Below are 12,331 nucleotides of genomic sequence, written 5' to 3' on the forward strand. Positions count from 1 at the left end.
TTATATTTCGCTGGACTTTTTATTGGATGATTCCCACTGCTCGTATCGCTCTGACAGATGTTTATACGCATTTTCGCTCATGATAATACCATTATCTACGATGACACCTATAGCGAGCGCGATACCGGTCAATGACATGATATTCGATGAAATTCCAAACGCGTTAAGTAATATAAAACTGACGGCCAATGTGATGGGTATCTGGATAATGATACTGAGAGCACTTCTCCAATGGAAAAGGAAGATGATAACCACAATGGAAACAACGATCATCTCCTCTATCAAGGTACGTTTAATTGATTCGACCGACTCCTTTATCAATTCTCCACGGTCATACACAATGTCAAATTTGACCCCTTCAGGGAGTCCTTTTGCAACTTCCTTCATTTTCAGCTTGATACGATCTATCACTTCAGCGGCATTCTCGCCGTAACGCATAACAACAATTCCACCTACACGCTCGCCCTCCCCATCTTGATCGAAAATGCCCAACCGTGCCTCGCCGGTCATCTGGACGGTGCCTATGTCCGATATTTTGATGGGATTTCCGTTTTGGTTGGCAACCGGTATATTTTCGATTTCTTCTATAGATTGTAGATAACCGCTTGTTTTAATAATGTAGCCGATGTCGCTCATTTCAAATTTTCGCCCTCCGCTTTCGTTATTGTTCGTTCGCACGGCGTTGATAACATCAGGTACAGATAATTTATAATAGAGAAGTCTGTTCGGATCAACGGTAACTTGGTATTGCTTTTGAAAACCACCGAAAGAAGCTATCTCACTTACTCCTTGAACATTTTGCAAAGCAAACTTAATGTACCAGTCCTGTACAGCTCGCTGTTCTCCAAGATCTAGTTTGGGTGCATCTAAGGTATACCATAAAATATGTCCAACTCCCGTTCCATCCGGACCGAGCTGTGGGGTTGCGCCTGTTGGCAAGGTACTGGAAACAGTACTTAGCCGTTCCAATACACGTTCACGCGCCCAGTAGATATCGACATCGTCGTCAAAAATGACATAAATAAAGCTCATACCGAACATTGAGCTTCCTCGAACGTATTTTATGCGGGGTAATCCCTGTAGGTTTGTAACCAAGGGATAAGTGATCTGGTCCTCGATCAATTGTGGTGCCCTTCCCATCCATTCGGTAAATACGATCACCTGATTTTCAGACAGATCAGGAATGGCATCGATGGGATTCTTCTTTACCGATATTACTCCCCAGACAAATATGCCCAGGCTTAACATCAGTACGATAAAACGGTTACGTAACGACCACTCGATAACTTTATGTACCATATCGATAAAGTAATTTTGCTGTAAAAACTAATTGATGGTTTAATTTGTAGTAACGGAGCAGCCTGAAAAGTAACCCGTGACTACGTCACGGGCGAAATAAACTAATTAATAACTTCCTTAACAGACCCGCACTTAAGCATTTTACTTCCGAAATATGGATTTTTTATTTCATTCGATTCCGTTAACCACATAGCGCCTTCATTATCTTTTGCCATAGGGCAATGTGCATTATACAATGTTCGTCCAGCTCCGAAGCCTTTCACCAACGCATATACATCCTCGCTCATCATGATGAAATGTTCTCGTTGATGGTTAATATTGCCCACATTTTCACCAATATGTTCCGCATGCTCTTTCAGATCGGCTTCATTCTGGTTATAAAGTGCTGCTTGTTCGGCAGTTAAGACAGATTTATCTAACTGGTTCATGGCTGCAACCATTGCTTCACCGCCACTTGCAGCTTCTTTATCATCATCATTGGATAATGCAGTTTTTACATGGATATAATGATCGACGATCTGTTTTATCGATGAGGCCACTTTTGGATCCACATCCGTAAAACTGGCCTTGATCTCCGTAATGTTAGTGTTTCCATCGGCCGCTTGATGTTCTACATTTTCCATGGTCTCCATATTTTGATGATCATCGGTTTTCTTTTCTGAATTTGAATTACACGCAGCGAAAGTGAAGGCTGTGACGGCCATCACACCAAAAATTAGATTTTTCATTTCAGTTATTTTTATTGTTTAATGATTATGTGGTTGTGATTTTTCCTGTTGATGCCCTTCATGTTCACCCTGTGATGCATCTTTGCGATCGTATTGACAACACCCCGGTAGCTTGTCATAGGCAGCATCCGAGGCAGAGAGACCTTGTGTATCGTGCCCAGCCTTGGCGATTTGCTTCTGCACATCTTTTTCGGATACTTTGTCCGCATTGAATGCTAACGTCATCATTTTTGTTTCGACATTCCAGCTCGCGCTTTTTACACCTTCAATATTGGCGGCCTTTTCAATGCGCTTTTTGCACATTTCACAATTGCCATAAACTTTAAAAGATGTGTTTTTTTCCTGACCGTATACAGTGGTTCCAATGATAGCCATAATAGCTACTAGCATTAATCTGATAGATTTCATGATAAGAAGGATTAAATGTTTAATGATTATTACAGGCATATAGAAATGCCATCTTATTCGAATCTGAGACGAGATCGAAAAAAAGAAGTAGAAATAGTTTTAAATTCGGAAAACTTGGTTTTTGAGGTATAATGGTGTTTTGATCACCGCGGGAGGCGAATTGCTTGCCAGATTCTCTTCGGTTACCGATGGAATAATCAGATAGTTCGAAATACCATTTGGAGTTTTCGGTAATAGGAAACTGATTTTTTGGAATTCTAAAAAGGTATTCTCCGAACTTTTATGAACTTTATCCAGTTTTACCTGTTTATGCTCATCCTTGCAACAGTCATTTTTCTTCTTCGATTTCTTAATCATACCGCACACTTCGCAGGCATCGTCTTGGCCGTGCCATAAGGAGGTGTCTACCAGTTTTTCCATGCAGTAATGCAGATGCATGGTAAATCCGGTAGATGTACCGAGATAAAAAAGGGTCAATATGATAAGTAATATCTTCTTCACAGCATTGCAAAGTAAATAAAAAATTTACATAAAAAATTACATAATTCCGTTGTTATCTTACAAAATTTCGTTGTCAATTAAAATTGTATCATTAATACAATATAGGTTAAATAGATATCATAGTGATTTAATTTACGGGCATTGTAAATTGCTTTTTACGTAGCCTAACTGATCTTTTTATTTTTACATCTTCTAGCCAGTCACCAAAGGGTTGTCAAATACTTTTAAATATAGTCAGCAATTTTGTCTATTGTAAATAAGAACAAATATGGCAAAACGGCTTTTGGAAAAAAGAAGTATCGCTCCAGAACAGGCTATGAAAATCTTGATTAAAAACGGTTTAGAAGTAAACGAGAATCAAGCGAAAATTATTTTGGATTTCTTGCGTATTTTGGCTAAATTAACAGTGAATCAATACTTTAATAAAGATTAGTATATTCGTTTATGTAAAAAAAAGCGCCATGATACCAACGTACCTTTATATCCGAGTAAGTACAGACGAACAAGCAAGAAGAGGTTATTCTTTAAGCGAGCAGGAGGACAGACTCTTACAATATTGTACTCTAAACGGCATAGAAGTTTTAGGCATCATCCGTGAAGATCATTCAGCTAAGACATTTAACCGTCCGGAATGGAAAAAGTTGATGATAAAGCTAAAGAAAAAACGTAAGATGGCCGTTCAGATACTTTGCGTCAAATGGGATAGATTCAGCCGTAGCATAGAAGCCGCCTACGAAATGATAGGAATATTGAGATCATTAAGTGTCACAGTTAACTCGATTGAACAACCTGTGGATGTGTCTATTCCGGAAAACAAAATGATGCTTGCCATTTATTTGGCAGTTCCGGAAGTTGAAAATGACAGGAGAGCACTAAATGTTTTTTACGGAATGAGAAAGGCAAGACGGGAAGGGCGGTGGATGGGAACAGCGACCATAGGTTATATAAACAGAATTACCCCCGATGGGAAAAAATATATCATGCCGAAACGACCGGAAGCAGACATTATGAAGTGGGTTTTTGAAGAGCTGGCCAAAGGTATCTATGCCGCTGAGCAGATACGTAAAATGGCAAACGAAAAAGGGCTAAAATGTGAAAGGAATAACTTCTGGAAGATTATCCGTAATCCTGTATATTGCGGAATAATCATTGTCCCTCCTTACAAAAATGAAGAGATGGAATTTGTTAAAGGCCAACATCAGCCGATTATTTCTGAAGCTCTTTTCTACAAGGTACAGGACATATTGAATGGTAACAAAAGACCTATCGCAACAAAAGTTGTTTCCAAAGATATGCTACCGTTAAGAGGATTTCTTCAATGTCCCAGTTGTAGCAGAATGCTAACCGGAAGTGCGTCAAAGGGACGTAATCGGCATTATTACTATTATCACTGCTCCTCCTCAGCTTGTGGCTGTAGATTTAAGGCAGAGGAAGTGAACAGATACTTTGAAAGGGAGTTATTAAAGTACAAGATCATGCCCCAAGCAGGTGAGCTTTTCAAAATGGTTGTTCTGGAGGAATATCGTTTATCTAATCGCGAGGAACTAGATGAACGTGCCACTTTGTTTAAAAAAATCGAAGAGCAAGAGGCTATTTTATCTAATGCCAGAAAAAAATTAATGAAGGATGAAATCGATAGTAGTGATTTTAAGATCATTAAAATAGAGTGTAGTGAAGAACTAAAAAAATTGGAAGCACTATTGGCGGGTCTCCCAAGTAAGTCCCAAAATTTAAGAACCATAGAAACCTTATTGGATAACGTAGTAGAAATGTATTCAAATATCGATAAGCACTATTTGGAGGCAGATATAGAAGGGAAGCGTAGAATCATTGGTTCGATGTACCCGGAAAATCTGTGCTTTGACGGCACAGAACATCGAACCGTCCGGCTTAATGAAGCACTATCGCTTATCTTACTGATCAACAACGAATTAGACGCAATAAAAAAAGGGAAAGATTCGTTTAATTTGAATCTTTCCCCTGAGGTAGCCCGTAGGGGAATCGAACCCCTGTTTCAAGAATGAAAATCTTGCGTCCTAACCCCTAGACGAACGGGCCTTTTTTATTCCGGAATGCGTGTCCGTTTTTCGGTCTGCAAAGATAGACAAGGATTTTATATTTCAAAAGACAAATTTTAAATATTTTGTTAGAGCTTGACTATCAGTAAATAAAAATTACAGCGCTTTCTTAGCCTTCTTATTTGTCAACAGTAGTAGGACGCTGCCCGCGATGCCGGATAATACGGAACCGGCTAAAATGGAAAATTTAGCTTCGGCTAATACATGCGTAGCATTCGCGAAAGATAAGATGGCAATAAAAATCGACATGGTAAAGCCAATTCCTCCCAGCATACCGACTCCTAAAATGTGTTTCCAAGAAGCACCGTGTGGTCGATTACTAATTCTTAATTTAACAGCTAACCAGGAAAAAGCAGTAATCCCGACTGGCTTTCCAAGAAACAAACCAAGCGCTATTCCTAATCCTAAAGGTGTAAATAAACCTTCTAGCATGCCATCTTCATATTTGATGTTCGTGTTTGCCAAAGCGAATATCGGCATGATCAGGAAATTCACCGGCTTTACTAATAGATGCTCTAATTTTTCTAAAGGAGACTCTGTAGCGTCCGGCGTGGTAGGTAAGGTAAAAGCTGTAAGAACACCGGCAATCGTTGCATGAATACCTGAATGGTGAATGAAATACCACATGAATATTCCCGGGATTAGGTAAAAAATAATTTTTTTGACTCCTAACTTATTGAAAATCAAAAGTAGGGCGAACAATAGACCGGCATATAGGAGGTATTGATATTGCAGGGAGGTTGAGTAAAATATAGCAATAACAAGTATGGCCATTAAGTCGTCTACAATAGCCAATGCCGCCAAGAATATTTTCAATGAGGAAGGTACTTTATTGCCTAAGAGCGTGATGATAGCCAAGGCGAAGGCTATGTCAGTTGCCATTGGAATGCCCCAACCTCCTGCGAATTCCGAGTTTTTATTGAAAAAGGTATAGATCAATGCCGGTGCGATTACACCACCGAGTGCAGCAAATACAGGTAAGGTTGCCTTTTTGATCGATGCCAATTCACCTTCTACCAATTCCCGCTTAATTTCCAAGCCTACTAAGAGAAAGAAAATGGCCATTAATCCGTCATTAATCCAAATGATAATAGGATATTCCAAATGAAGGGTTTCAGAATGGTAACCTACTTTCATTTCTAAAAAATTATTAAAAGCACCACTGAAGGTTGTGTTGGCAATGATAAGGGAGATGACAACACAAAGAATCAGAATTACCCCACCCGCAGTACCGGATTTTAAGAACTCTTGAAAGGATTTGAAGTTAATTATTTTAGCCATACTGGCGAAAATAGCAAAAAAAGCCTGTATTTGGCAGAAAAAATGGTAAAACTATAGGGGTATGAAAGGGCAAAGGTGTCATAGTTTTAAAATAATATGAGAACTATGAAGCTGTTTAAATTATTGGCGATTATCGCTATTATCGTAACAAGTGCATCAAGTACAAAAGCGCAAGTAGGGGATTGGACCATTGGCTTAAAGGCAGGAGCCAACTACGCTAATCTTCATTCGGATGCACAAGGACTAAATGACAAAAAAGGAAAGGTAGGTTTTACGGCGGGTGCATTCGCTCGCATAGGCCAAACAGTTTTTTTTCAACCGGAGCTCAATTTTGTACATTTTTCCAATGAATTTCAATACAACGGCCAAAGGCATAATCCAAAGCTGAGCCAGTTAAATGTGCCTTTGATGTTGGGATATAAGCTGCTGGACCAAGAAGCACTTGCGTTAAGAGTTTCTTTAGGGCCTGATTTTAGTTACAATCTGAATGAGCCGGATGTGTTTAAATCCGGCGACTTTAAAAAATTCAACATAGGCGGCGTTTTTAATGTGGGGGTGGACATAGGAAATATTACCTTGGATGCGCGCTATAGTAGAAGTTTTACCGATCTGGACAAGCGTCTTGGCCAAAAGACAGGCATATACTCATTAGCTGTCGGATTTAAGATTTTTTAGGTAACAATAAATTGTTTTGTAGACACTTATCTTTTTGTTGTTTTTTAAAAAAGTTATAACAGCTTAGAAAATTTTGTGTTTATGGAAAAAAGTATTAGCTTTGTGCTTTCATAATTTAGGTTTATAATTGGTTGACAGGCCTCTAATCTCCCCGATTATTGGCCTGTTACTTTTTAAAATTATTTAGTATTTTTATACTTTAATAACCATTTATAAACAGAACATGCGTCTCGTCTTTTTTGCCTTATTACTGGTGGGCTATATGCGTAGTGCTGCGCAAGAAGAAATTGTTCCTTCGCCTTCTCAAGTATTAAGCGAGGTGCATTTTAAAACCTTAATGGGTGGAGTGGTTGTTTTGCCCGCCTTGTTGAATGGTTTTCCAGATACATTAAATTTTATTTTAGATACCGGGAGCGGGGGTATTTCCCTGGATTCTTCCACGGTTGTTTCTCTTGGATTGAAACCGACGCCAAGCGCCACCCGCATCCGAGGCGTTGCAGGCATTAAACAGGTTAGCTATCTATATAATCAGCATCTTAAGTTCCCGGGATATACGGTTGATAGCTTAAATTTTCATATCAACGACTATTCTTTTCTTTCAAGTGTGTACGGGGTTAAAGTTGATGGGATCATTGGCTACTCATTATTTAGCCGATATATAGTGAAAATAAATTATGATGATAGCCTGATGCATATCTGCTCGCAAGGCACCATTCGTTATCCAAAGGGAGGTTTTCTTTTAAGGCCTAACATAAAAAGTTTAGTGGTGCAGCGGGCCTTATTAAAAGATAAGCACCAAGTGAATGCGCGCTTTTTGCACGATATCGGTGCGGGTGTATGTGTTATGCTTTCGAAAGAGTTCGTTGAAGATAGTACACTGTTAGCATGGAATCGAAAGCTATGGCCGAAAGAAGGACATGGTTTGGGGGGTAAGATACAGATGGATTTAACGGTTATTAAGGAGCTCCGTTTTGGTCCGTACAAATTTAAACATGTCCCTACCTTGATTTTTGATGATGTGTATGATGTGACTTCCTATCCCTACTTGGGCGGCTTGATCGGGAACGATATTTTCAGGCGTTTTAACATGATCTATAACTATGAAAAGGGAGATATTCACCTCATACCTAATAACAGTTTTCGGGATCGGTTTGATTACGCCTATTCGGGCTTGGACTTGCAATTAATTGATGGAAACATAGAAATCGGAGGCGTGGCGAAAGGGTCACCCGCAGAATTGGCCGGGTTAAAAGTTGGCGATTTGTTGCTCGCTGTAAATGGTGATTTCAGTGTGAATTTTGCCCAATATAAAAAGGCGCTGCAGCGGCCAAAAAAGGAAGTCATGTTGCTGGTACGACGAAAGGAAGAGCTGCTAATATTTAAGTTCAAGATAAAAAGTATAAAACAAGTTTTTTAGTCACTTAACCTAATTTTACTTCTATGCGGATAGCTTTGATGAAGTGGGGCTTATTCATGAGATAGAATATTGATAATATTGTCGAAAGGATCCTTTACAAAAAAACGCCTTACTCCCCAAGGTTCATGGGAAGGTCCATAAATGATCTCAAAGCCATGTTTTGTTATTTCCGTTAATGCTTGGTCTAAGTCGTCCACTTCGATAGACAAATACGGTACAGGCAGGCCGTCTCCTCCCTGAGAGGCGAAACTTACCTGCGTTCCGCTTTCTTCAGAGGACGCATAAGTTGCGATCCATCCATGGTTCATCACGTTTTGTAAGCCTAATACGTCACCATAAAAGGTTGCTGCCAATTCAATGTTATCTGTTTCTATATTTGCTACAATACGTTTTACCTTCATGAGCTTACTTTTTCTTTGTCCCCTTAGATGAAAATTTATCTAGCTGAAAACAGGGGTTTTCCGGGTTCAATCAGCCTAATTTAAGAATCTTTCTTTATTATTGTAAACGTTGCTTTTGAAATCGTTGTGTTTTTTGGGATGTGTATTGCAAACATGTTGACCTTAAAATGAAATATAATGAGTTACTTTTGGAAAGCTTACATGTTCTTCTTCGCGGTTCCCTTTCCGATGATATTGTACTATAGTATCAATTACAATTCTGAAATAAGGGGAGACGGTACAAATCCTTGGTTGGCTTTAACCTATCTGTTAATTTCGCTGGTATTGTGGACGATCGTTTTATATAAGCTTTATCAGCGATGGATCGCACTCACTTTACAGACCAAATCAAATATTGAGTCGCTGCTTCGTGATGGCGTGTTAAAGGATGGGGAAATTGTGGACGTGAAAACGCTCAAACCTGTCGCAAAAGACGTTGAAACCTTGGAGGTATCGGTGCGGTTTGAGAATTTTTCAGGCACGAAGGTTTTACAGACAATACCTATTAATGATAGTAAGCCGCAACAGAATCGATACGAAGCAGGTAAACGTATAAAACTACGGATTGATAAAACCTTAAAAAGCAGCCCCGTCTTCATACCGGATGGGGTGCAAGTAGAATTAAGGAAAAGTCAAATGTTTCTTTCTATCATAGGATGGTTATTGGCTTTAGGGCTTGTTATCGCCTATTATATTTTCTCCTATCAATTGGAAAGCAGAGGCACCGGGTGGCGATTCCTTATCTTCTGGCATCCCTTATTATTATGTCCTTTAATTTTATTGCTCAGCTTCCTCGGCTTGGATGCTTTACTGGGACAACTTAGTGGCTTACCCAAGGATGTATTACGATTGATCTTCTATGGAAAGCAAGCTACTGCGAGGATTTTAAGCGCAAAACAAACCGGTACTTACATTAATGAACAGCCACAGGTGCGGTTTGAGTTGGATTTTAAGGACGAGAGGGGTCGGACGCATAGGGTAAGTCTTAAGAAAATCGTAAGTCTGCTGGAGGTGAGTATAACTCAGCAACAGACGGTAGACATTTTTTATTTAGAAGAAGATCCCCAAACAATAGCTTTTAGCAAGGATCTGAATGATTAATTTCAATAGGGTATTTAAATTTTCATGAAAACTTACAAACTTACTATCTTATTGATAGGTTCCCTAAATATTATGGTTGCTTGTAACAGTATAACCAAAAGCATTCGAGATACTTTTGATGACTCTTCAAAAGCTGAGAAAGATACTGCGGCTTCAGCAAGTAACCTCATGCCGGATACTAGTAAGCAAGAAACTGTTCAACAAAGAAAAATATATAAAGAAGTTACACCACCTCCGGTAAAAGATTTTTTAAGTGATACCCTTGCCCTTGGAAAGGCAGAGCAATCCTTAAGGAAACTTCCGCAATATAATGGAAAGAAAATCAGACTATATGACGATATTCACTTTTACGATGATGGAAGGGTGATGCTTAATCTTCAACATCCCGAGAATCCGGAGTATATTGATGCTTACGAATATGATGATGGGGTATGGAGTGAGCCAAAGCCTGTTCAAATTTCTATTAGAACTAATCTACAAAGTAAGCTGTTTGATCTGGATAGAATTAAATTCAGAACGGTGTCAACTATTATGAATAACTATAACGAAAAGGCGGGAACGATAGAGGGAGCAAAACCGGTCAACCATGTGTACGGTATTGTTTGGGATGGTGAATTTATTTGGTATCCTCGAAGTATAAACGGTTCAAGGCAACGTTTTGCCATCGACTTTAACCTAGATGGTTCGGTGAAAATGTTTAGGCGTGAGTAGTTGGACAATATGAATTTAGCCTTAACATTGGTTTTCTGTTTTGCAAAAAAGAGTGCTTAGCTGTTTATCGCTTTCCAGATTAAATCTTTAAGTTCCTGCAGTCCTTTTTGTGCGACGGAGGAAATGAAGATGTAAGGGATTTGCTCTGGAAGGTCTTGCTCCATTTCCAGCTGTAGTTCCTCGTCTAGCATATCGGATTTTGTAATGGCTAACAGACGGGGTTTATCCAAGAGCTCCGGATTGTAAGCCGTGAGTTCGTGTAAGAGAATATTAAACTCTTCTGCAATTGAGCGGTGAGTGTCAGCAGGAACCATAAAAAGCAATACGGAATTACGCTCGATATGTCTTAAGAATCGATAACCCAGTCCCTTTCCCTCAGAGGCGCCTTCAATGATGCCAGGAATGTCGGCCATCACAAAAGATTTGTTATCGCGATAAGATACGATACCCAAATTGGGAACTAATGTTGTAAAGGGGTAATCGGCTATTTCGGGCTTAGCTGCAGAAACTACGGAAAGTAGCGTGGATTTACCTGCGTTCGGAAAACCGACCAAGCCTACATCAGCCAATACTTTGAGCTCCAAAACAATCCATTCTTCTATGCCAGGCTCACCAGGTTGAGCAAAGCGTGGTGTTTGTTGCGTTGGTGTTTTGAAATGCCAGTTGCCTAATCCGCCGCGCCCCCCGGGTGTGAGAACCTTGGTTTCACCGTCTTCGGTAATATCAAATAGGACTTCCCCTGTTTCGGCATTCCTGGCGATAGTGCCCAACGGAACTTCCAAGATTTCATCTTTTCCGTTCTTGCCATGTTGCAATGCGCTGGAGCCCGGCCCGCCGGGCTCAGCGATAATGTGCTTTCTGTATTTAAGGTGCAAAAGCGTCCATAATTGACTATTGCCCCGCAGTATAATATGGCCTCCTCTGCCCCCGTCGCCCCCGTCAGGTCCACCCTTTGCTGTATGTTTGTCGCGATGGAGGTGGGCAGAGCCAGCCCCTCCATGACCGGAACGACAACAAATTTTAACATAATCGACAAAGTTTGAACCTTGAGCCATTTTTTGTTATTGAATTACTGGAATTAATAGCGGTCTACAACAGCGCATATTGCCTTAAAAATCTCATCAATGGATCCTATTCCATCAATATTCTGTAGTTTTCCTTGTTGCTGGTAATAACCGGCAACCGGTGCTGTTTTTGAATTATATTCTACGATACGTTTGCGGATGATTTCGGGATTAGCATCGTCGGCACGACCGGAATCTTTTCCACGTAGTAATAGTCTTTTTTCCAGCTCGTCTTCATCAACCTGAAGTGCTATCATGCCGGATATTTGCGCTCCTTTTGATGCTAAGAGTTTGTCAAGAGCTTCAGCTTGCGCTACGGTACGTGGAAAACCATCGAAAATAAAACCCTTTGCCTCTTGATTACTATCAAGCTTGTTACTGATCATACCGATTACAACTTCATCAGGAACCAGCTTACCATCATCCATCAGTTTTTTAGCTTCTAGTCCTAAAGCAGTTCCCTGCGCAATTTCACTTCTAAGGAGGTCTCCTGTAGATAGATGGACTAATTGATACTTTTCAATAAGTTTTTGGGATTGTGTACCTTTTCCGGCGCCTGGAGGGCCAAATAAAACTAAATTTAGCATGTTATGAATTTTTTGCTCAATGTGTTTTTACATCGAGACAC

General features: G+C 39.9%; 14 protein-coding genes and 1 tRNA gene. 6 read left to right on the forward strand and 9 right to left on the reverse strand.

Going from position 1 to position 12,331, the window contains the following annotated elements:
• From E0E36_RS25485 to E0E36_RS25500, 4 genes are all read right to left on the reverse strand, one after another.
• On the reverse strand, positions 1-1,299 hold the full coding sequence (locus E0E36_RS25485; RefSeq protein ID WP_130858314.1) for an efflux RND transporter permease subunit: 1,299 nt from the start codon (positions 1,297-1,299) through the stop codon (positions 1-3).
• A gap of 101 nt (positions 1,300-1,400) precedes the next feature.
• A complete protein-coding gene (locus E0E36_RS25490; protein ID WP_130858315.1) occupies positions 1,401-2,027 on the reverse strand; it encodes a DUF3347 domain-containing protein in 627 nt (208 codons plus the stop codon).
• 18 nt (positions 2,028-2,045) lie between these two features.
• Entirely contained in the window at positions 2,046-2,435 is a 390-nt protein-coding gene (locus tag E0E36_RS25495) for a heavy-metal-associated domain-containing protein (RefSeq protein ID WP_130858316.1), read from the reverse strand.
• 99 nt (positions 2,436-2,534) lie between these two features.
• A complete protein-coding gene (locus tag E0E36_RS25500) occupies positions 2,535-2,936 on the reverse strand; it encodes an HYC_CC_PP family protein (RefSeq protein WP_130858317.1) in 402 nt (133 codons plus the stop codon).
• Between the two features lie 268 nt (positions 2,937-3,204).
• Here E0E36_RS25500 and E0E36_RS27875 point away from each other — a divergent pair, with 268 nt between their 5' ends.
• Entirely contained in the window at positions 3,205-3,369 is a 165-nt protein-coding gene (locus E0E36_RS27875; protein WP_165447082.1) for a hypothetical protein, read from the forward strand.
• Positions 3,370-3,397: 28 nt separating this feature from the next.
• Complete coding sequence (locus tag E0E36_RS25505; protein WP_130858355.1) at positions 3,398-4,960, forward strand: recombinase family protein; 1,563 nt, start codon at positions 3,398-3,400, stop codon at positions 4,958-4,960.
• Here the strand turns inward: E0E36_RS25505 and E0E36_RS25510 are convergent.
• Together E0E36_RS25510 and nhaA are read right to left on the reverse strand one after the other, a co-directional pair.
• Positions 4,923-4,994 (reverse strand) — tRNA-Glu (locus tag E0E36_RS25510). The two genes, E0E36_RS25505 and E0E36_RS25510, sit on opposite strands and share 38 nt — an antisense overlap.
• Positions 4,995-5,110: 116 nt before the next feature.
• Positions 5,111-6,295: a Na+/H+ antiporter NhaA gene (nhaA, locus tag E0E36_RS25515; protein ID WP_013663409.1), complete on the reverse strand. Its 1,185-nt coding sequence runs from the start codon at positions 6,293-6,295 to the stop codon at positions 5,111-5,113.
• Between the two features lie 105 nt (positions 6,296-6,400).
• Between nhaA and E0E36_RS25520 the strand changes: the two genes are divergently transcribed.
• Positions 6,401-6,970, forward strand: coding sequence for a porin family protein (locus E0E36_RS25520; RefSeq protein ID WP_165447083.1), 570 nt, complete (start codon positions 6,401-6,403; stop codon positions 6,968-6,970).
• 223 nt (positions 6,971-7,193) lie between these two features.
• Positions 7,194-8,387: a pepsin/retropepsin-like aspartic protease family protein gene (locus tag E0E36_RS25525; RefSeq protein WP_013663407.1), complete on the forward strand. Its 1,194-nt coding sequence runs from the start codon at positions 7,194-7,196 to the stop codon at positions 8,385-8,387.
• Between the two features lie 50 nt (positions 8,388-8,437).
• On the opposite strand, the gene E0E36_RS25530 is transcribed toward E0E36_RS25525, so the two are convergent.
• On the reverse strand, positions 8,438-8,788 hold the full coding sequence (locus tag E0E36_RS25530) for a VOC family protein (protein WP_013663406.1): 351 nt from the start codon (positions 8,786-8,788) through the stop codon (positions 8,438-8,440).
• 177 nt (positions 8,789-8,965) lie between these two features.
• Between E0E36_RS25530 and E0E36_RS25535 the strand changes: the two genes are divergently transcribed.
• Together E0E36_RS25535 and E0E36_RS25540 are read left to right on the forward strand one after the other, a co-directional pair.
• Positions 8,966-9,928 (forward strand): hypothetical protein, encoded by a 963-nt coding sequence (locus E0E36_RS25535; RefSeq protein ID WP_130858319.1) that lies wholly within the window; start codon positions 8,966-8,968, stop codon positions 9,926-9,928.
• A 24-nt stretch (positions 9,929-9,952) separates the two neighbouring features.
• Positions 9,953-10,639, forward strand: a complete 687-nt coding sequence (locus E0E36_RS25540; RefSeq protein ID WP_130858320.1) for a hypothetical protein — start codon at positions 9,953-9,955, stop codon at positions 10,637-10,639.
• A 56-nt stretch (positions 10,640-10,695) separates the two neighbouring features.
• Here the strand turns inward: E0E36_RS25540 and obgE are convergent, their stop codons facing one another.
• Entirely contained in the window at positions 10,696-11,694 is a 999-nt protein-coding gene (gene obgE, locus E0E36_RS25545) for a GTPase ObgE (RefSeq protein WP_013663403.1), read from the reverse strand.
• Between the two features lie 23 nt (positions 11,695-11,717).
• Positions 11,718-12,290: an adenylate kinase gene (locus E0E36_RS25550; protein ID WP_130858321.1), complete on the reverse strand. Its 573-nt coding sequence runs from the start codon at positions 12,288-12,290 to the stop codon at positions 11,718-11,720.
• Between the last annotated feature and the right edge of the window lie 41 nt (positions 12,291-12,331).

Origin of the sequence: Olivibacter jilunii (genome assembly GCF_900607235.1) — a bacterium.
Classification (GTDB): domain Bacteria; phylum Bacteroidota; class Bacteroidia; order Sphingobacteriales; family Sphingobacteriaceae; genus Olivibacter; species Olivibacter oleidegradans.

Coding starts and splice junctions, on each gene's coding strand:
- E0E36_RS25485 (WP_130858314.1), bottom strand. CDS start 1,299: ATGGTACATAAAGTTATCGAGTGGTCGTTACGTAACCGTTTTATCGTA.
- E0E36_RS25490 (WP_130858315.1), bottom strand. CDS start 2,027: ATGAAAAATCTAATTTTTGGTGTGATGGCCGTCACAGCCTTCACTTTC.
- E0E36_RS25495 (WP_130858316.1), bottom strand. CDS start 2,435: ATGAAATCTATCAGATTAATGCTAGTAGCTATTATGGCTATCATTGGA.
- E0E36_RS27875 (WP_165447082.1), top strand. CDS start 3,205: ATGGCAAAACGGCTTTTGGAAAAAAGAAGTATCGCTCCAGAACAGGCT.
- E0E36_RS25505 (WP_130858355.1), top strand. CDS start 3,398: ATGATACCAACGTACCTTTATATCCGAGTAAGTACAGACGAACAAGCA.
- nhaA (WP_013663409.1), bottom strand. CDS start 6,295: ATGGCTAAAATAATTAACTTCAAATCCTTTCAAGAGTTCTTAAAATCC.
- E0E36_RS25520 (WP_165447083.1), top strand. CDS start 6,401: ATGAAGCTGTTTAAATTATTGGCGATTATCGCTATTATCGTAACAAGT.
- E0E36_RS25525 (WP_013663407.1), top strand. CDS start 7,194: ATGCGTCTCGTCTTTTTTGCCTTATTACTGGTGGGCTATATGCGTAGT.
- E0E36_RS25530 (WP_013663406.1), bottom strand. CDS start 8,788: ATGAAGGTAAAACGTATTGTAGCAAATATAGAAACAGATAACATTGAA.
- E0E36_RS25535 (WP_130858319.1), top strand. CDS start 8,966: ATGAGTTACTTTTGGAAAGCTTACATGTTCTTCTTCGCGGTTCCCTTT.
- E0E36_RS25540 (WP_130858320.1), top strand. CDS start 9,953: ATGAAAACTTACAAACTTACTATCTTATTGATAGGTTCCCTAAATATT.
- obgE (WP_013663403.1), bottom strand. CDS start 11,694: ATGGCTCAAGGTTCAAACTTTGTCGATTATGTTAAAATTTGTTGTCGT.
- E0E36_RS25550 (WP_130858321.1), bottom strand. CDS start 12,290: ATGCTAAATTTAGTTTTATTTGGCCCTCCAGGCGCCGGAAAAGGTACA.